A 17,828-nucleotide genomic window follows, 5' to 3' on the forward strand; every position below is an offset into this window, starting at 1 on the left:
CCCTTTTACCGCGTCCGTGGGCACCGGATGGTGCCTGCCGGACTTTCTAGTGTCGTTCTCATCAACCCAAGCAGATCTCATCAACCCAAGCAGAGGAGTGCCGCGATGCGGATCGGAATTCTGGGAGCGGGCAGCATGGCGGATGCCCTGGGCACCCGTTGGGCAGGTGCCGGCCACGACGTGATGGTGGGCGCGCGGGACGCCGCGAAGGCCGGAGCGCTCGCGGAGCGGATCGGCGCGGGGGCGAAATCCGGGAGCCTGAGAGACGCGGCCGACTTCGGTGGCGTGGTGCTGCTGGCACTGCCGACGGCGAGTGTGCCCGAAGCACTGGCGGCGGCGGGCGCGGCCGAAGGGGCGCTGCGCGGAAAGCCACTGATCGACTGCACCAATCCGCTGGCGCCGGGCACCCTGACGCCAGCGCCCCTCGGTGGGGCGTCGACGGCCGAGTACATCGCGAACGGCACGGGGGCCGGAGTCGTCAAGGCGTTCAATCTGTGCGCCGCGGAGGTCTGGCGGATGCCGTCACCCGTGTTCGGCGGCCGACCGCTCGCCGTACCGCTGTGCGGCGACGAGGAGGACGCGCTTGCCGTTGTACGCCGACTGGTCGATGACCTGGGCTGTACGCCGGTCGACGGGGGCGGCCTGGCGAAGGCCGGGCTCCTTGAGGGGACCGCGGTGTTCGTGATCGGGCTGTGGTTCGGCGGCGTGGACGCGCAGGCGATCGTGCCGCCGCTGGAGAGCGCGTTCGGGGCGGGCTGACGGGCGGTGGCCCGGCCCGGGGCGGCCTTCCGATTGACGGCCCGGGCGAGGGGAAGCCCACCCAGGGCGGCCCGTCATGCGGCGGCCCATCGCGCGGCCGGCCCATCGCGCGGCCGGCCCATCGCGCGGCCGGTCCCTCGCGCGGCCTGCCCCTCGCGCGTCCGCGCCCCGCTCCACCGCCGAGCGGAGCGAGGCGAGGGTGTTCTCGCGGAAGCGGTACGGGTCTCCGCGGTGCCCTACGGCGGTGACAGTGAGCATGGGGCCATTGTCATCATCTGTGATCAATTGGCGGTGATCATTCGTCGTCAGGAACGGCGAGCGAGCCAGTCCGTCGTGTACGTGTCGATCTCGCCCGCGATCCGCGCTTTGCCCGCCTCGTCGAGGAAGGAGGCCTGGACGGCGTTCTTGGCGAGGTCCGCGACGCCGCGCTCGTCGAGGTCCAGCAGATGGGCCGCCACCCCGTACTCGCTGTTCAGATCGGTGCCGAACATCGGCGGGTCGTCGCTGTTGATGGTGACCAGCACCCCGGCCTCGACCATCTGCCGCAGCGGGTGCTCGTCCATCGTGGCGACGGCGCGCGTCGCGATGTTGGAGGTGGGGCACACCTCCAGCGCGATGCGGTGCTCGGCGAGATGGGCCAGCAGGCGGGCGTCCTGGACCGAGCTGGTGCCGTGGCCGATGCGCTCGGCGCGCAGATCGGTCAGCGCGTCCCAGACGGTCTCGGGCCCTGTCGTCTCACCGGCGTGCGGGACGGAATGCAGACCGGCTGCGATCGCCCGGTCGAAGTACGGCTTGAACTGCGGACGCGGTACGCCGATCTCCGGACCGCCGAGGCCGAACGACACCAGGCCGTCGGGGCGCAGGTCCACGGCCAGCCTGGCGGTCTCCGCCGCCGCTTCAAGACCGGCCTCGCCGGGGATGTCGAAGCACCAGCGCAGGACGGTGCCCAGCTCGGCCTCCGCGGCCTTGCGGGCGTCCTCGATCGCCTCCATGAAGGCAACCTCGTTGATGCCGCGTCGGGTCGAGCTGAAGGGTGTGAGGGTCAGCTCGGCGTACCGGATGTTCTGCCGTGCCATGTCACGGGCGATCTCGAACGTCAGCAGCCGGACGTCCTCCGGGGTGCGGATCAGATCCACGACGGAGAGATAGACGTCGACGAAGTGCGCGAAGTCGGTGAACGTGAAGTAGTCCGCGAGCGCCTCGGGGTCGGTGGGGACCTTCGAGTCCGGGTGGCGGGCGGCCAGTTCGGCGACGATGCGGGGGGAGGCGGATCCGACGTGGTGCACGTGCAATTCGGCCTTGGGCAGCCCCGCGATGAAGGGGTGCAGGTCGGTCATCGGGTCCTCCGGGGTGCGGGTGGCGTGGGCCCCGGCGCGGCGATGCGGGGTCGGGGATCATCGTAGGCGGGGCAGTCCGGCCGGGAACGCAGGCCTTAGCATGACAGGACCACGATGGGGGACGCAGATGTCAGACAACGCAGACAACGCACAACAGCCCTCGGGCCCGCCGCCCGAGCAGCCCAGGGATCCGTGGGCGCCGCCGGAGCACAAGGTGCCGCTGGACAAGCCGCAGCCCACGACGCCTCCGACGTACGGTCCGCCGCAGGTCCACGACCAGCAGACGGTCACGTCGATGCCGATATCGGGTGGTGACACAGGACCGACCGCGGCGCCGGGCGGCCCGTACGACCCGGGGGCCGTGCCCCCGCCGCCCGCCGCCCCGAACGGCCAGTACGGCTACCCGTCGTACCCGTCCGCAGGCCCGAGCACGCCGCCGCCCTACGGCCAGTCGGCCGCGCCGTCCTACGGCTACCCCGGCTACCCTTCGGCGCCGCAGAGCGGCTGGACCGGAATGCAGGCACAGCCGCAGAACGGCATGGGCACCACCGCGATGGTGCTCGGCATCCTCGCCGTGTGCCTCTTCTGCGTATACGGCGTGCTGAGCATCATCCTCGGCGTCCTCGCCCTGATCTTCGGCATCCTCGGCCGCAAGCGGGTCGAGCGCGGCGAGGCGACCAACAGCGGCATGGCGCTCGCCGGGATCATCCTGGGCGGCATCGGAATCGCCATCGGCGCGGTTGTGGTGGCCTTCGTCGTCTGGGGCATCACCATGGCGGTCGAGGACAGCAACAACGACGACGGCTACTCCTCCTCCGCCCCTTACTCCCCCTCCCAGGTCGTGGACGCGAGGCGCTAGTCCGTTTCACGGCCGCGCGGCCCGTCCGCTCCTTGATCCAGCCCGTCACCTGGTGTTTCCCTCCCGGTGGCGGGCTGGAGCCGTCTGCACGCCCCATGACACGCCGGTCCCCCATCCGCCACGGACACTCCGTACGGTATTTGCCTGGCGACGCGACACATGGTCGACCGATTCCGTCGCGTAACCAAAAGGCAACAACGGAATCACTTGTTGACGGTGGACTGCTCTGTCAGGATCGGCACTCAAATCGAGCTGGAGCTACGCCGACACCCGCTGGGCGGGGAGGGCGGCGGAGGAGAGCGTCATGGGCAACCGCATCCAGGTGCAGGACCGATTCGCGGCCGGCGCGCAGTACATCGCCGGTCAGCTGCGGGCCGGCACCTCGGGCCGTACGCACGCCGTCGCGAACCCCGCGACCGGCGAAGAGATCTATCAGTACGAGCTGGCGGGGGCGGCCGACGTCGACGCCGCGGTGGCCGCCGCGCTCGCCGCGTTCCCCGGCTGGGCGGGGGCCACTCCGGCCACCCGGTCCGAGGCGATGCACCGGTTCGCGCTGGTGCTGGACGAGCAGGCGGAGGACTTCGCGTACGTCGAATCGCTCCAGTGCGGCAAGCCGATCAAGCTGTCCACCGAGTTCGACGTGCCGGGCAGCGTCGACAACACGGCCTTCTTCGCGGGCGCCGCCCGCCACCTGGAGGGCAAGTCGGCCGGCGAGTACTCCGGGGACCACACCTCGTACGTACGCCGGGAGCCGATCGGGGTCGTCGGCTCCATCGCACCCTGGAACTATCCGCTCCAGATGGCGGCCTGGAAGATCCTGCCCGCCATCGCCGCGGGCAACACGATCGTCCTCAAGCCCGCCGAGATCACCCCGCTGACCTCGCTGATGTTCGCGCAGGCCGCGAAGGTTGCGGGCATCCCGGACGGCGTCATCAACATCGTCTCCGGCGCGGGCAAGGACGCGGGCGAGCACCTCGTCGGCCACCCCGACGTGGTGATGACCTCCTTCACCGGCTCCACCACGGTCGGCAAGCGCGTCGCGGAGATCGCCACCTCCACCGTCAAGCGCCTCCACCTCGAACTCGGCGGCAAGGCCCCCTTCGTGGTCTTCGACGACGCCGACCTGCGGGCGGCGGTCCACGGCGCGGTCGCCGGCTCACTCATCAACACCGGTCAGGACTGCACGGCCGCCACCCGCGCGTACGTCCAGCGCCCGCTCTACGACGCCTTCGTCAGCGGCGTCGCCGAGCTGATGGAGACCGTCAGGCTCGGCGACCCCTTCGACCCGTCGACCGACCTCGGCCCGCTGATCAGCCACGCCCAGCGCGACCGGGTCGCGGGCATGGTCGAGCGGGCACGCGCGTACGCACGCGTGGTCACCGGTGGCGAAGCGCCGGGAGGCGACCTGGCCAAGGGCGCGTACTACCGGCCGACGCTGATCGCCGACGCCGCCCAGGACAGCGAGATCGTCCAGGAGGAGATCTTCGGCCCGGTCCTGGTCGTGCTGCCCTTCGACACCGACGACGAGGGCATCGCGCTGGCCAACGACACCCCGTACGGCCTCGCGGCGTCCGCCTGGACCCACGACCTGTTCCGCGCGAACCGCGCCACCCGCGAGATCAAAGCGGGCTGCGTGTGGGTCAACGACCACATCCCGATCCTCAGCGAGATGCCGCACGGCGGCTACAAGGCCAGCGGCTTCGGCAAGGACATGTCGGCGTACTCCTTCGAGGAGTACACACAGGTGAAGCACGTGATGTTCGACAACACCGCGGTGGCCGAGAAGGACTGGCACCGCACCGTCTTCGGGGACCGATAAATACTAATATGCGGCTACCGCCGTGCGGCGCCTGACCAGCGGCCGAACAACCCGAAAGGGCATTCGCGCATGGAGCAGTACGAGCCCGACCTCCTCTCCCCGGCCCAAGTGGCCGCCGTGCGACGCAGCACGACCAGCGGCCGGGGCGCCCTCACCCGCCGCTCCCTGCTGCGCGCCTCCAGTGCCGGCGCACTCGTGGTCGGCGGTCTGGGCGTGCTGGGCGCCTGTGGCATCCCGCCCGCGAAACGCGAGGGCGAAGCAGCGGTGTCGGACGACGACTCGGCCAAGGAGAAGCGGATCACCTTCTCCAACTGGACCGAGTACATGGACGTCAGCGAGGACAGCAAGAGCCGCCCCACGCTGGAGGCCTTCACCAAGCGCACCGGCATCAAGGTCAAGTACACCGAGGACATCAACGACAACGTCGAGTTCTTCGGCAAGATCAAACCGCAGCTCGCGGCCGGTCAGGACACCGGGCGCGACCTCATCTGCGTCACCGACTGGCTGGCCGCCCGGTTCATCCGGCTCGGCTGGGCGCAGAAGCTCGACCCGGCGCACCTGCCGCACGCCTACGCCAACCTCTCCGCCCAGTTCCGCTCGCCGGACTGGGACCCGGGCCGCTCGTACTCGTACCCTTGGACCGGCATCTCGACGGTCGTCGCCTACAACTCCAAGGCGACGAACGGGCGCAAGATCGAATCCGTCGGGCAACTGCTCGACGATCCGGCGCTCAAGGGCCGGGTCGGATTCCTCTCCGAGATGCGTGACTCCGTCGGGATGGCACTCCTCGACCTGGGCAAGGACCCGGGGAATTTCACCGACGACGACTACGACGCGGCGATCGCCCGGATGCAGAAGGCCGTCGACAAGAAGCAGATCCGCCGCTTCACCGGCAACGACTACACCTCGGACCTCGACAAGGGCGACCTCGCAGCCTGCCTCGCCTGGGCCGGCGACATCATCCAGCTGCAGGCCGGCAACCCGGACATCAAGTACGTGATCCCCGAGGCCGGATACATCACCTCCAGCGACAACCTGCTGGTCCCGGCCAAGGCACGGCACAAGGCCAACGCGGAAAAGCTCATCGACTACTACTACGAGCCGCCCGTCGCCGCCCAGCTCGCCGCGTACATCAACTACGTGTGCCCGGTCGACGGCGTGCGCGAGGAGCTGGCGAAGATCGACGAGTCGATGGCCGCCAACACGTTGATCCTCCCCGACAAGGCGATGGCCGCGAAGTCCCACGCCTTCCGCTCGCTCACCAGCGAGGAAGAGACGGCGTACGAAGAGAAGTTCGCCAAGCTCATCGGCGCCTAGGAGGTGTGGTTCGGGTCAGGCTGGGCTCGCGGGGCTTGGCACCGCGCCTCGCCGCGTTGTCGCGGTCGACGACGCTCCTTACCCAAGCTCTCGGCTTCGCCCGAGCAGGGGAGGCCCCATCCGACTCCCTCCTCAGCCTTGCGACGCAGCACCAAGCCCCGCTCCCTGATCCAGCCCGCCCCGAACGCACCCCCGCGCCCGCCCGCCCCCCTCTCACGACCCTGGGACCACACCCCATGACGCAGAAGACAGCAGAAGGCGGCGACGTCCGCCTCTCCGGGATCAGCAAGACCTACGGCTCCTTCACGGCCGTGCATCCCCTCGAACTGACCGTCCCGCAGGGCTCCTTCTTCGCCCTGCTCGGCGCCTCGGGCTGCGGCAAGACGACCACCCTGCGGATGATCGCGGGCCTTGAGGAACCGACGACCGGCACCGTTTTCCTCGGCGACAAGGACGTCACCGACCTCCAGCCGTACAAGCGCCCGGTCAACACCGTCTTCCAGAGCTACGCGCTCTTCCCGCACCTCGACGTCAGCGAGAACATCGCCTTCGGGCTGCGCCGGCGCGGCATCAAGTCCGTGAAGAAGCAGGTCGACGACATGCTCGGCCTCGTCGAACTCGGCCCGTTCGCCAAGCGCAAGCCGCATCAGCTCTCCGGCGGCCAGCAGCAGCGCGTCGCCGTGGCCCGCGCGCTCATCAACCACCCTCAGGTGCTGCTCCTCGACGAGCCGCTCGGCGCCCTCGACCTCAAGCTGCGCCGCCAGATGCAGCTGGAGCTCAAGCGCATCCAGACAGAGGTCGGCATCACCTTCGTCCATGTCACCCACGACCAGGAGGAGGCCATGACCATGGCCGACCAGGTCGCGGTGATGAACGGCGGTCGCGTCGAGCAGCTCGGCGCACCCGCCGACCTCTACGAGAACCCGAGGACGACGTTCGTCGCCAACTTCCTCGGCACGTCCAACCTCATCGAGGCCGAGGTCGTCGAGACCGCGGGCGACACCGTAGTGGTCACCTGCGGCGGCTCCAAGCTGCGGCTGCCCGACGAGCGATGTTCGGCGGGCACCCGCAGCGGCGGAAAGCTGCTCGTCGGCGTACGCCCGGAGAAGGTTTCCCTCGCGCACGCCGACGACGCGGGGGCTGTCCCCGAAGGGCGCAACCGGATCACCGGCCGGATCGTCGCCTCCAGCTTCATCGGCGTCTCCACCCAGTACGTCGTCGACAGCCCGGCCTGCGCGGAGTTCGAGGTGTACGCGCAGAACATCGAGCGCGACGCCCGCCTCGCCCCCGGCGCCGAAGTGGTCATGCACTGGAATCCGGCGCACACCTTCGGGCTGGACGCGGACCAGGACATCGACGCCGGCGTGGAGACGGTGGAGGAGGGCGCGTGACCCTCACCGACGCGCCCCCCGAGGCGCCCGCGCCGCAGGACCTCCCGCTGCGGAAGATCCCCGCCCGCAAGCGGCTCGTCCCGTACTGGCTGCTGCTGCCCGGCATCCTGTGGCTGCTGGTCTTCTTCGCGCTGCCGATGGTCTATCAGGCCTCGACGTCCGTGCAGACCGGGTCCCTGGAGAAGGGCTTCGAGGTCACCTGGCACTTCCAGACGTACTGGGACGCGCTGACGGACTACTACCCGCAGTTCGTACGGTCGCTGCTGTACGCCGGCACCGCCACTCTGCTGTGCCTGCTCCTCGGTTATCCGCTCGCGTACATGATCGCCTTCAAGGCGGGCCGCTGGCGCAACCTCGTCCTGGTCCTGGTCATCGCGCCGTTCTTCACCAGCTTCCTCATCCGCACGCTCGCCTGGAAGACGATCCTCGCGGACGGCGGCCCGGTGGTGGACGTGCTGAACACCCTGCACGTCCTGGACGTCACGAGCTGGCTCGGCTGGACCGAGGGCAGCCGGGTGCTGGCCACGCCGATGGCCGTGGTCTGCGGTCTGACGTACAACTTCCTGCCCTTCATGATCCTGCCGCTCTACACCTCGCTGGAGCGCATCGACGGCCGCCTGCACGAGGCGGCGGGCGACCTGTACGCCACCCCGGCCACCACCTTCCGCAAGGTGACCTTCCCGCTGTCCATGCCCGGCGTCGTCTCGGGCACGCTGCTGACGTTCATTCCGGCGAGCGGCGACTACGTCAACGCGGAACTGCTCGGGTCGACCGACACGAAAATGGTCGGCAGCGTCATCCAGTCGCAATTCCTACGGGTCCTCGACTATCCGACGGCAGCCGCACTGTCCTTCATTCTCATGGCGATCGTGCTGGTCATGGTCACCGTATACATCCGTAAATCCGGTACGGAGGATCTGGTCTAGTGAAGTGGATCCGACGCAACCTCATTGTCATCGCGGGCCTGCTGACGCTCGCCTACATGCTCCTGCCCAACGTCGTCGTGATGGTGTTCTCGTTCAACAAGCCGAACGGGCGCTTCAATTACGCGTGGCAGAAATTCTCCCTGGAAGCCTGGAAGGACCCGTGCGGCGTCGCCGACCTGTGCGGCTCCCTCTCCCTCTCGCTCCAGATCGCCGTCTGGGCGACGGTCGGCGCGACCGTCCTCGGCACGATGATCGCCTTCGCGCTGGTCCGCTACCGCTTCCGGGCGCGCGGCGCGATCAACTCGCTGATCTTCCTGCCGATGGCCATGCCCGAGGTCGTGATGGCCGCCTCGCTGCTGACGCTCTTCCTCAACATGGGCGCCCAGCTGGGCTTCTGGACCGTCCTCATCGCGCACATCATGTTCTGCCTGAGCTTCGTGGTGACGGCGGTCAAGGCACGCGTGATGTCCATGGACCCCCGCCTCGAAGAGGCCGCGCGTGATCTCTACGCCGGTCCCGTGCAGACCTTCCTGCGGGTCACCCTGCCGATCGCCGCACCCGGAATCGCCGCCGGAGCGCTGCTCGCCTTCGCTTTGTCCTTCGACGATTTCATCATCACCAATTTTAATGCGGGCTCGACCGTGACGTTCCCCATGTTCGTCTGGGGATCCGCCCAGCGCGGCACGCCCGTACAAATCAATGTCATCGGTACGGCTATGTTCGTCATTGCGGTACTGATGGTTCTCGGCGGCCAGATCGTGGCCGGTCGGCGAAAGAAAAGCGCATCACCCCGGTAAGTCCCTGAAGGAGTTGGAAACCATGGCTCCCGTTGCCATGCGTACTGCCGCACAATCCCTTTCCGACGCACAGTCTCTTGCCGACGTACAGCCGGTCTCCTTCTGGCTGGACGATCCGAAGAAGCCCGCGCCACAACCGGCCCTCACCGGTGACGAGCGATGCGACCTCCTTGTCATCGGCGGCGGTTACAGCGGACTGTGGACCGCGCTCATCGCCAAGGAGCGCGACCCCTCGCGCGACGTCGTACTCATCGAGGGGCACGAGGTGGGCTGGGCCGCCTCGGGCCGCAACGGTGGCTTCTGCGCCGCCTCGCTCACCCATGGCTTCGGCAACGGGCTCGCCCGCTGGCCGCAGGAGCTGGCGAAGCTGGAGGAGCTCGGCGAGCGCAACCTCGACGCCATCGGGGCGGCGGTCAAGACGTACGGCATCGACTGCGACTTCGAGCGCACCGGCGAGATCGACGTCGCGACCGAACCGCACCAGGTCGAAGAGCTGCACGAGGCGTACGAGGAGGCGCGGCGCCTGGGCTTCGAAGGGCTCGAACTCCTCGACCGGGACGCCGTGCGCGCCCAGGTCGACTCGCCGACCTTCCTCGGCGGGCTGTGGGACCGGCGCGGCGTCGCGATGCTCAACCCGGCCGCTCTCGCCTGGGGCCTCAAGAAGGCCTGCCTCGGGCTCGGCGTGCGGGTCTACGAGCACACCCGGGGCCTGGAGCTGTCCTCCGCCGGCGCGGGCACGGCCGTGCGCACCCCGTACGGCCGGGTCTTCGCCCACCGCGTCGCACTCGGCACCAACATCTTCCCGTCGCTGGTCAAGCGCGTCCGCCCCTACACCGTCCCGGTGTACGACTACGCGCTGATGACCGAGCCGCTCACCGACGAGCAGCTCGCCTCGATCGGCTGGCAGGGCAGGCAAGGACTCGGTGACAGCGCCAACCAGTTCCACTACTTCCGGCTCAGCGCCGACAACCGGATCCTCTGGGGCGGCTACGACGCCATCTATCCCTTCGGCGGCAAACTGAGCGCCGAAATGGACCACCGTCCGGAGACCTACCTCAAGCTCGCCGGCCATTTCTTCCGCTGTTTCCCGCAGTTGGAGGGCGTGCGCTTCAGCCATGCCTGGGGCGGCGCGATCGACACCTGTTCGCGCTTCTCGGCCTTCTTCGGCACGGCCCACGCGGGCAAGGTCGCGTACGCCGCCGGATACACCGGCCTCGGAGTGGGGGCCACCCGCTTCGGCGCGGACGTGATGCTCGACCTGCTGGCGGGGGAGCGCACCGAGCGCACCGAGCTGGACATGGTGCGCAGCAAGCCGATGCCCTTCCCGCCCGAGCCGCTGGCCTGGGCGGGGATCGGCCTCACCAAGTGGTCGCTGGCCCGCTCCGACGACAACGGTGGACACCGCAACCTGTGGCTGAAGACGATGGACCGGATCGGCCTCGGCTTCGACAGCTGAGCCCCGGGGTGTCCGCTCGCGCCGGGTACGCCGGGGGCGCAGGATTGCCTGTTCCGGTGTGACGCGGTTCACCACCATGAGGTGCCCGAACCCGCGTAATGATCCTGCCCCGCCCCTCTCTCTCCTGTGAACGTACTACCCGTGCACAGGCAGGAATGGAGGCCGAGCGATGACTGGCTCGGGTGCTAAGGCCGCGGTGGAGTGGCTCGCATCGGTGGCACCGGATCCCGACGCCTGCCGGTGGGAATGGGAGCGAAACCCCCTGGGGGTCGCTCTCCTTCCCGCCGGCAGGCGCTGGGACGTCCTGATCCTGCCGGGGGAACTCGGCTATCCCACGCTCGACATCCTCGCGCGTCTCGTCGACCGGCCGGGCCCCGTCCTCGCCGATTTCGGCGACTCCCGCATGGGCTTCTTCGTGCCGCCGGGCACGACCGCGCGCTGGATCGGTACCGGCGTACGGGGCGCGGGTCACGGCACCAGGATCGTCGTGCCCTATCCGGGCCGGGCGTCGGGCGGCGTCCGCTGGCTGGTTCTGCCGGACGGCTCCGGGACCCTCACCGATCCGGCGCTGCTGGAGCTCGCGATGCACGAGGCGGCGGCGAGTATCGCGCGGCAGGGCGATGGCTGAGCACAAGGAGCAGGAGCAGCAGGGCGCACAGGCACCAGCTGCCGAGTACGTCGAGCGGCCAGTGGTAGCCGCGCAGCACCAGGCCGGCGCCGGTCGCCGCCGTGAGGACGAGGGCGGCCGGCAGCACGAGGCGCGCCCGTACATACGCACAGAGCAGCAAGGCCGCGCCGCAGTAGGCCACCATCGACGTGGCGGCGTGGCCCGACGGGTAGTAGCCGGTCTCCGCGGTGAGCGGGCCGGGGCGGGCGATCCAGGACTTGAGCGGGACCACCAGGGCCGGCACGGCCGCCATGGCGAGGACGGCGCCGAGCGCACGGGCGCGGCTGCCGCGCCACAGGGCGTACGCGACCGCCGCGGCCAAGGCGGGCAGCGCGACGGACATATTGCCGAGATCGGCGAGGAATTCGGTGAGGGAGGTGGGGCCGCGGCCCTCGACGGCCCGGCTCAAACGCTCGTCCGCGCGCAGCGAGGGCCCCTCGGTCACTACCTGCCAGGTGATCAGCGCGAAGAGCAGGCCGAAGAGCCCGAAGAGGGTGAGGAAGGCGCGGGGCGCCGGGAAGAGGAAAGCCGGCTGCCCCGGAACAGGGGGGGTAGTTCCGAGGCAGCCGCCAGGACCGGGCTGCCGCGCGCCCCGGGGGGTGTGGGGCGGACGGCCATCCGATCGGTGAGGAGTTCCGGAGCCAGAGGCTCCAGTGGCGTGCGCGAAGGCACGACCAGGGCGGGGCTGGGGACGCTCCGACCTGGGTCCGTCCGCAGTCCCCTGCGAGCGGGGTGTTTCTCTCATCTACAGAAACCGTACGGCAGCGAATGGGGGACCGACAGGCGCAACTCCATCCCGCCATTGGCCCCCCACAGCTTCTTCACAGCTCACACTCGGGCGAAAGCCGCCTCGATGATGTCCATGCCCTCGTTCAGCAGGTCCTCGCCGATCACCAGCGGCGGCAGGAAGCGCAGCACATTGCCGTAGGTGCCACAGGTGAGGACCAGCAGGCCCTCCGCGTGGCACGCCTTGGCGAGGGTGCCGGTGGCCTCCGGGTTGGGGTCCTTCGTGCCGGACTTCACCAGCTCGATCGCGATCATGGCGCCGCGGCCACGGATGTCGCCGACGATGTCGTACTTCTCCTGGATCGCCGCGAGACGGGCCTTCATGACCTCCTCGATGCGCTTGGCCTTCGCGTTGAGGTCGAGCTCCCTCATCGTCTCGATGGCACCCAGTGCGGCGGCGCAGGCCACCGGGTTTCCGCCGTACGTGCCGCCCAGGCCGCCGCTGTGCGGCGCGTCCATCATCTCGGCGCGGCCGGTGACTGCGGCGAGCGGCAGGCCGCCCGCGATGCCCTTGGCGGTGGTGATCAGGTCGGGGACGACGTTCTCGTCCTCGCACGCGAACCACTGGCCGGTGCGGCAGAAGCCGGACTGGATCTCGTCCGCGACGAACACGATCCCGTTGTCCGTGGCGAACTTCGAGATCGCGGGCAGGAAGCCCTTGGCCGGCTCGATGAAACCGCCCTCGCCGAGCACCGGCTCGATGATGATCGCCGCGACGTTCTCCGCGCCGATCTGCTTGACGATCATGTCGATGGCCTGGGCGGACGCCTCGGCGCCGGCGTTCTCCGCACCCGTCGGCCAGCGGTAGCCGTACGCGACCGGGACGCGGTAGATCTCCGGGGCGAACGGACCGAAGCCGTTCTTGTACGGCATGTTCTTGGCGGTCAGCGCCATCGTCAGGTTGGTGCGTCCGTGGTACCCGTGGTCGAACACCACGACGGCCTGGCGCTTGGTGTACGCACGGGCGATCTTGACGGCGTTCTCGACGGCCTCGGCACCGGAGTTGAACAGCGCCGACTTCTTGGCGTGGTCGCCCGGGGTCAGCTCGGCGAGCTGCTCGCAGACCTCCACATAGCCCTCGTACGGCGTCACCATGAAACAGGTGTGGGTGAACTCGGCGAGCTGCGCGGACGCGCGGCGCACGACGGCCTCGGCGGACGAGCCGACCGACGTCACGGCGATGCCGGAACCGAAGTCGATCAGACGGTTGCCGTCGACGTCCTCGATGATCCCGCCGTTCGCGCGCGCGGCGAAGACGGGCAGCACGGAGCCCACGCCGCCGGCGACCGCGCCGAGACGGCGGGCCTGCAGCTCCTGGGACTTGGGGCCGGGGATGGCGGTGACGATGCGGCGCTCCTGCGGGATTGCGCTCATGCGGGGCTCCTGGGGGTATTCCGGACGCTTCCTTACTTTTGCAGGCTAGGGGCGGGGGAGCGGCCGGGGCATGTTCCGTTCGGGAGAAGTGGAAGCGCGTCGTTGTCCGTGACGGACATAGCGACCGCCGTGTCGACATCCGGCGCGGCGGATGTGCGTGCCGGACCCCCGGACGCCACGGAGAGCGGCCGCGCATCGCCTAGATTGAGGCTCTGCGCGCGGCGACACGGGCAGAGACGTAGTGAGCTGGTCAGGGGACGAGGGGCAGCACATGGACACCGAGGGCACACCCGACGCACGCGGCACCCGGGACTCCGCACCCGTGCCGCGCCCGGCCGGTCCACCGCCCTCGACGCCGCCCGCGGTCCCGCCCGCCCCCGCCCACGCGCCGGACGCCGGCCCTTCCCTCGGCGAGTGGCTGCGCACCCCCCGGCCCACTGGGGAACCGGGGGTCTGGTCCTACGGGCATGTGCCGCGGCCCGCCGAGGAGCCGGAGGTCGTCCCCGGGCGCCAGCTCGTCAGCGGCGCGCTGATCTCCCTCCTCACCGCTCTGCTGATCTGGTCGCTCTGCTGGAACGGCTACATCTCCTTCTGGCTGTGGCCCCTCTTCTGGTTCACCCCCGGATCCTGGCGCGAGGACGGCGGCAACATGGCCTACGTCTGGGTGTCGTACTTCTATTACGGGCTGTTCGCCCTGCTCCTCGCCGTCGCCTTCGGGCGGCTCGGGCGCTGGGCCGAGGTCGTCCGCCGCTATCTGCTGACCAAGGCGCCCGCCGCCGGGCCGCCCTCCGATCCCCGCACCGAGGCCGGGTCGGCCGCCGATCCCGCCGAGTGGCCCGAGCTCGCCGGCGCGGGACAGGCCGAGGCCGCCGGGCGGCTCGCGGGGGAGATCCGCTCCGGGCGGATGAACGACGTCGACTACACCCGCATCCGCCGCGCCTGGCAGTCCGTCCAGGCCGACCCGTCCCGGCTGACGTCCTTCACCGAAACCGTGCTGCGCAAGGGCGCCGCCGCGTGCGTCCACCCCTCGGGGGCGCGCGACCTGCCCATGCGCGCCGCCGCGCACGACCTGCGCGCCCGCCAGGTCAGGCTCGGCACCGTCCACCCCGGCGAACGTAATCCGTACTCCCGGCGCGGCACCGGGCTCGCCCTCGACCCGTCCCTGCTCGGCACCTCACTGGTCGCCGTCGGCCCGCCGGGCTCGGGCAAGACCCGCCACCTCGTAAGGCCCGTCGTTGAATCGCTGGCCCTCCAGGCGCTCGCCGGGCAGGCCGCCGTCATCGCCGTAGGGGCGGCCGGAGCGCAGCTCGGACCCGACGAGGCGTACGACGTCGTCGTCAAGCTCGGCGACGCCGCGTCCGTCTACGACCTCGACCTGTACGGCGGGACCACCGACCCCGACGAGGCCGCCGCCGTACTCGCCGAGGGCTTCGTCGGGGACCTGCCCGACGTCGACGGCCGCCGCGCCGCCACCGTCCTGGCCCAGCTCCTGGGCCCGTACCGCGCGGCCCACGGGCGCTTCCCCTCCGTACCCGAACTGCGGGAACTCCTCGACGGCGTTCCGACCGCGCTCGCCGCCCTGCGCGAGGCACTCGACGGCGGCGCGCACTACGCCCTCCAGCGTGAACTCGACGCCCGCGCCCGGCAGTCGGGCACCCCCGGCGACCCCGGCCTCGCCCTCGCCGACCGCGTCGCCCTCCTCGACCGGCCCGCCTTCGCGTCCTTCTTCGACACCAGCGGCCGGGCCCGGCCCTTCTCGCTGCGCTCCCTGGAACACCCGCTGCGCGTCCGCATCGACCTGCCCGAACGCGGCCACGCCGAGGCCTCCCGGATGCTCGCCCGCATCGTCCTCACCCAGTTCACGGCGAGCGCCGCGCACCGCGCCGACCGGTCCCTCTTCGCCTGCCTCGTCCTCGACGACGCCACCCGCACCGTCACCACCGAGACGGTGCGCGGCATCCAGCGGCTGCGGTCCGTGAACGCCGGTGCGGTGCTCACCCTGCGCACTCTCGACGACGTACCGGAGAAGCTGCACTCCGCGCTGCTCGGCGCGATCGGCTGCCGCATGGCCTTCTCCGGGGTGACCACCTGGGACGGCAAACGGTTCGCCGAGTCGTGGGGCACCGAGTGGGTCGAGACGCGCGACGTCACGAGCCGCACGGTCTTCGCCGACCAGCCGCTCACCCGCGCCTTCCACATCTTCCGGCGGATCGTCACCGGCAAGGCCGTGACCACGGACGCGGTGACCGTGCGCAAGGTGGAGCGGGAACGCTGGTCCGCGTCCGACCTCGCCCACTCCGTGCCCGCCGGGCACGCCGTCCTCTCACTCACCACGGTGCGCGGCGAGCACGCTCCGCCACTGCTCGTGGACCTGCGGAGCTGACGGCGGCGCCGGTGGCTCGGCGCCGGGGACCCGGACGTCCTGGCAGAATCGGTAGTAGTCGTTCATACGGGGCGGCGAAATCGCCCCGCTCCCTCTGCCGAAGGTCCCCGGTCCATGCCGCCCACGCTCGCCTCGCTCGTTCACCACCCGGCGCTCAAGCTCACCGTGCGCGCCGGGGAGGACCGGCTGGAGACGCACGTGCGCTGGGCCCACGCCAGCGAGCTCGCCGACCCCGTCCCCTATATGGAAGGCGGCGAGCTCCTTCTCGTCACCGCCATGAAGCTCGACGCCGAGGATCCGGAAGCGATGCGCCGGTACGTACGGCGGCTGGCGGGCGCAGGCGTTGTCGGGCTCGGCTTCGCCGTCGGCGTCAACTACGACGATATTCCGGACGCACTCGTACAGGCGGCGAAGGACGAGAATCTGCCGCTGCTCGCCGTGCCGCGACGCACCCCCTTCATCGCCATCAGCAAGGCCGTCTCCGCGGCGATCGCCGCCGATCAGTACCGGGCCGTGACCGCCGGATACGAGGCGCAGCGCGATCTGACGAAGGCGGCGCTCGCCGGGGACGGGCCCGCGGAACTGCTGGCCAGGCTCGCCGCGCACGTCAAGGGATGGGCCGCGCTGTACGACGTGTCGGGCGCGGTGGTCGTTGCCGCGCCCGAGTGGGCCGCGCGCCGCGCCGCCCGGCTCACCGCGGACATCGAACGCCTCCAGGAGCGGCCCGCGCCCGCGAGCTCCGTTGTGGGCGGCGGCGGGGCGGACTCCGACCCCGAGGCGGACGACCGGGTCGAGCTCCAGTCGCTGGGCGCGGGGCGGCGGGTGCGGGGCGTTCTGGCGGTCGGCACGGGGGCTCCTCTGGGGATCGCGGAGCGGTACGCGGTCCACTCGGCGATCGCCCTGCTGACGCTGACCACGGAGCGGTCGCGGTCCCTCCAGGCGGCGGAGCAGCGGCTCGGCGCTGCGGTGCTGCGGATGCTGCTCGCGGGGGAGCCCGATCATGCGCGGGCTGTGGCGGGGGATCTTTACGGCGGGCTGCTCGACGCGCCGTTCCGTCTGCTGATCGCCGAGACTGCGGTCTCGGAGACGGAGGGCGAGCCTTTGGGGGCCGACCCCTTGCAGGGCCTCGCCGACGCGATGGAGTCCGCGGCGTCCCGGGCGGGGGAGGCGGTGCTCGTGGTGCCGGACGGGGAGCGGCTCGTTGTCCTCGCGGCGGACGGCGGTGAGGCGGTGGCGGCGTGCACGGCCCACACGGAGGTGCGGCGCGGTACGTCGGCTCGGCCGCTCGAACCGGCCGACGGCGACGAGCTGGTGGTGGGGCTCTCGGCGCCCGCCGGGCCGATCGCGGCGGTGTCCGCGTACAAGCAGGCGGAGCAGGCGCTGTCGGTCGCGAAGCGGCGTGGGCGCTCGCTGGTGGAGCACGAGGAGCTGGCGGCGGGGTCCGTCATGCAGCTGCTCGCGGACGACGCGGTGCGGTCCTTCGCGGACAGCATGCTGCGGCCGCTCCAGGAGCACGATGCGACGGGGCGCGGCGATCTGGTGGCCTCGCTGCGGGCGTGGCTGTCGCGGCACGGGCAGTGGGACGCGGCTGCGGCGGATCTGGGCGTGCACCGGCACACGCTGCGGTACCGGATGCGGCGGGTGGAGGAGATCCTGGGGCGGTCGCTGGACGACGCGGATGTGCGGATGGAGCTTTGGCTTGCGCTGAAGGCGACTTCTGCGGGGGCGTGAGTGGTGGGTGCGGGTGCGGGTGTGCGCCTGGGGCCGGGAGCCGGGGCCTCCGGGAGCGGCGTCCGGGACTGCGCCCGCACCCCGCGCCCCCGCACCGGCCCGCACCCCGCGCCCCCGCACCGGCCCGCACCCCGCGCCCCCGCACCGGCCCGCACCCCCGCACCCGCACCGGCCCGCACCCCCGCCCCCGCACCGGCCCGCACCCCCGCACCCGCCAATCCGGCGT

General features: G+C 70.7%; 14 protein-coding genes and 1 pseudogene. 11 read left to right on the forward strand and 4 right to left on the reverse strand.

The genetic code is table 11. The annotated features are described in order from the left end of the window. The first annotated feature begins 105 nt into the window (after positions 1 to 105). Positions 106 to 759, forward strand: coding sequence for an NADPH-dependent F420 reductase (locus QMK30_RS04555; protein ID WP_502963058.1), 654 nt, complete (start codon positions 106 to 108; stop codon positions 757 to 759). 156 nt (positions 760 to 915) lie between these two features. Here QMK30_RS04555 and QMK30_RS04560 read toward each other — a convergent pair. Then, positions 916 to 1,017, reverse strand: a pseudogene (locus tag QMK30_RS04560) (glycerophosphodiester phosphodiesterase family protein); the annotation flags it as partial. A 47-nt stretch (positions 1,018 to 1,064) separates the two neighbouring features. Further along, on the reverse strand, positions 1,065 to 2,096 hold the full coding sequence (locus QMK30_RS04565; RefSeq protein ID WP_283515819.1) for an adenosine deaminase: 1,032 nt from the start codon (positions 2,094 to 2,096) through the stop codon (positions 1,065 to 1,067). A gap of 127 nt (positions 2,097 to 2,223) precedes the next feature. Here QMK30_RS04565 and QMK30_RS04570 point away from each other — a divergent pair, with 127 nt between their 5' ends. The 8 genes from QMK30_RS04570 (at position 2,224) to QMK30_RS04605 (ending at position 11,289) form a co-directional block, all read left to right on the forward strand. Next, the gene (locus QMK30_RS04570) at positions 2,224 to 2,955 is read left to right on the forward strand and encodes a DUF4190 domain-containing protein (protein ID WP_283515820.1); all 732 of its coding nucleotides are present in this window, start codon (positions 2,224 to 2,226) and stop codon (positions 2,953 to 2,955) included. Positions 2,956 to 3,259: 304 nt separating this feature from the next. Then, a complete protein-coding gene (locus QMK30_RS04575; RefSeq protein ID WP_283515821.1) occupies positions 3,260 to 4,774 on the forward strand; it encodes a gamma-aminobutyraldehyde dehydrogenase in 1,515 nt (504 codons plus the stop codon). Positions 4,775 to 4,843: 69 nt separating this feature from the next. Then, positions 4,844 to 6,091, forward strand: a complete 1,248-nt coding sequence (locus QMK30_RS04580) for a polyamine ABC transporter substrate-binding protein (RefSeq protein ID WP_283515822.1) — start codon at positions 4,844 to 4,846, stop codon at positions 6,089 to 6,091. Positions 6,092 to 6,327: 236 nt separating this feature from the next. Next, positions 6,328 to 7,482 carry an ABC transporter ATP-binding protein gene (locus QMK30_RS04585; protein WP_283515823.1) on the forward strand — a complete coding sequence of 385 codons (1,155 nt, stop codon included), beginning with the start codon at positions 6,328 to 6,330 and terminating at the stop codon, positions 7,480 to 7,482. After that, a complete protein-coding gene (locus QMK30_RS04590; protein ID WP_283515824.1) occupies positions 7,479 to 8,408 on the forward strand; it encodes an ABC transporter permease in 930 nt (309 codons plus the stop codon). Before QMK30_RS04585 ends, QMK30_RS04590 begins: the two co-directional genes overlap by 4 nt. A 56-nt stretch (positions 8,409 to 8,464) precedes the next feature. Then, positions 8,465 to 9,205 carry an ABC transporter permease gene (locus tag QMK30_RS04595; RefSeq protein WP_283515888.1) on the forward strand — a complete coding sequence of 247 codons (741 nt, stop codon included), beginning with the start codon at positions 8,465 to 8,467 and terminating at the stop codon, positions 9,203 to 9,205. A gap of 22 nt (positions 9,206 to 9,227) precedes the next feature. Next, positions 9,228 to 10,661, forward strand: a complete 1,434-nt coding sequence (locus QMK30_RS04600) for an NAD(P)/FAD-dependent oxidoreductase (protein WP_283515825.1) — start codon at positions 9,228 to 9,230, stop codon at positions 10,659 to 10,661. 169 nt (positions 10,662 to 10,830) lie between these two features. Next, the gene (locus QMK30_RS04605) at positions 10,831 to 11,289 is read left to right on the forward strand and encodes a hypothetical protein (RefSeq protein ID WP_283515826.1); all 459 of its coding nucleotides are present in this window, start codon (positions 10,831 to 10,833) and stop codon (positions 11,287 to 11,289) included. On the opposite strand, the gene QMK30_RS04610 is transcribed toward QMK30_RS04605, so the two are convergent. Continuing rightward, positions 11,216 to 11,773, reverse strand: coding sequence for a phosphatase PAP2 family protein (locus tag QMK30_RS04610; protein ID WP_349362041.1), 558 nt, complete (start codon positions 11,771 to 11,773; stop codon positions 11,216 to 11,218). The genes QMK30_RS04605 and QMK30_RS04610 overlap by 74 nt on opposite strands. Positions 11,774 to 12,156: 383 nt before the next feature. Then, positions 12,157 to 13,488 carry a 4-aminobutyrate--2-oxoglutarate transaminase gene (gene gabT / locus QMK30_RS04615; RefSeq protein ID WP_283515829.1) on the reverse strand — a complete coding sequence of 444 codons (1,332 nt, stop codon included), beginning with the start codon at positions 13,486 to 13,488 and terminating at the stop codon, positions 12,157 to 12,159. A gap of 271 nt (positions 13,489 to 13,759) precedes the next feature. On the opposite strand from gabT, the gene QMK30_RS04620 reads away from it, so the two are divergent. Further along, positions 13,760 to 15,871, forward strand: a complete 2,112-nt coding sequence (locus QMK30_RS04620) for a type IV secretory system conjugative DNA transfer family protein (protein ID WP_283515830.1) — start codon at positions 13,760 to 13,762, stop codon at positions 15,869 to 15,871. 114 nt (positions 15,872 to 15,985) lie between these two features. After that, entirely contained in the window at positions 15,986 to 17,602 is a 1,617-nt protein-coding gene (locus QMK30_RS04625; protein WP_283515831.1) for a PucR family transcriptional regulator, read from the forward strand. The last annotated feature ends 226 nt before the right edge of the window (positions 17,603 to 17,828 follow it).

This window comes from Streptomyces sp. H27-C3, assembly GCF_030063415.1.
Classification (GTDB): domain Bacteria; phylum Actinomycetota; class Actinomycetes; order Streptomycetales; family Streptomycetaceae; genus Streptomyces.

Excerpts from the sequence above, each read along its gene's own strand:
- QMK30_RS04555 (WP_502963058.1), top strand. The coding sequence starts at position 106 with ATGCGGATCGGAATTCTGGGAGCGGGCAGCATGGCGGATGCCCTGGGC.
- QMK30_RS04565 (WP_283515819.1), bottom strand. The coding sequence starts at position 2,096 with ATGACCGACCTGCACCCCTTCATCGCGGGGCTGCCCAAGGCCGAATTG.
- QMK30_RS04570 (WP_283515820.1), top strand. The coding sequence starts at position 2,224 with ATGTCAGACAACGCAGACAACGCACAACAGCCCTCGGGCCCGCCGCCC.
- QMK30_RS04575 (WP_283515821.1), top strand. The coding sequence starts at position 3,260 with ATGGGCAACCGCATCCAGGTGCAGGACCGATTCGCGGCCGGCGCGCAG.
- QMK30_RS04580 (WP_283515822.1), top strand. The coding sequence starts at position 4,844 with ATGGAGCAGTACGAGCCCGACCTCCTCTCCCCGGCCCAAGTGGCCGCC.
- QMK30_RS04585 (WP_283515823.1), top strand. The coding sequence starts at position 6,328 with ATGACGCAGAAGACAGCAGAAGGCGGCGACGTCCGCCTCTCCGGGATC.
- QMK30_RS04595 (WP_283515888.1), top strand. The coding sequence starts at position 8,465 with ATGCTCCTGCCCAACGTCGTCGTGATGGTGTTCTCGTTCAACAAGCCG.
- QMK30_RS04600 (WP_283515825.1), top strand. The coding sequence starts at position 9,228 with ATGGCTCCCGTTGCCATGCGTACTGCCGCACAATCCCTTTCCGACGCA.
- QMK30_RS04605 (WP_283515826.1), top strand. The coding sequence starts at position 10,831 with ATGACTGGCTCGGGTGCTAAGGCCGCGGTGGAGTGGCTCGCATCGGTG.
- gabT (WP_283515829.1), bottom strand. The coding sequence starts at position 13,488 with ATGAGCGCAATCCCGCAGGAGCGCCGCATCGTCACCGCCATCCCCGGC.
- QMK30_RS04620 (WP_283515830.1), top strand. The coding sequence starts at position 13,760 with ATGGACACCGAGGGCACACCCGACGCACGCGGCACCCGGGACTCCGCA.
- QMK30_RS04625 (WP_283515831.1), top strand. The coding sequence starts at position 15,986 with ATGCCGCCCACGCTCGCCTCGCTCGTTCACCACCCGGCGCTCAAGCTC.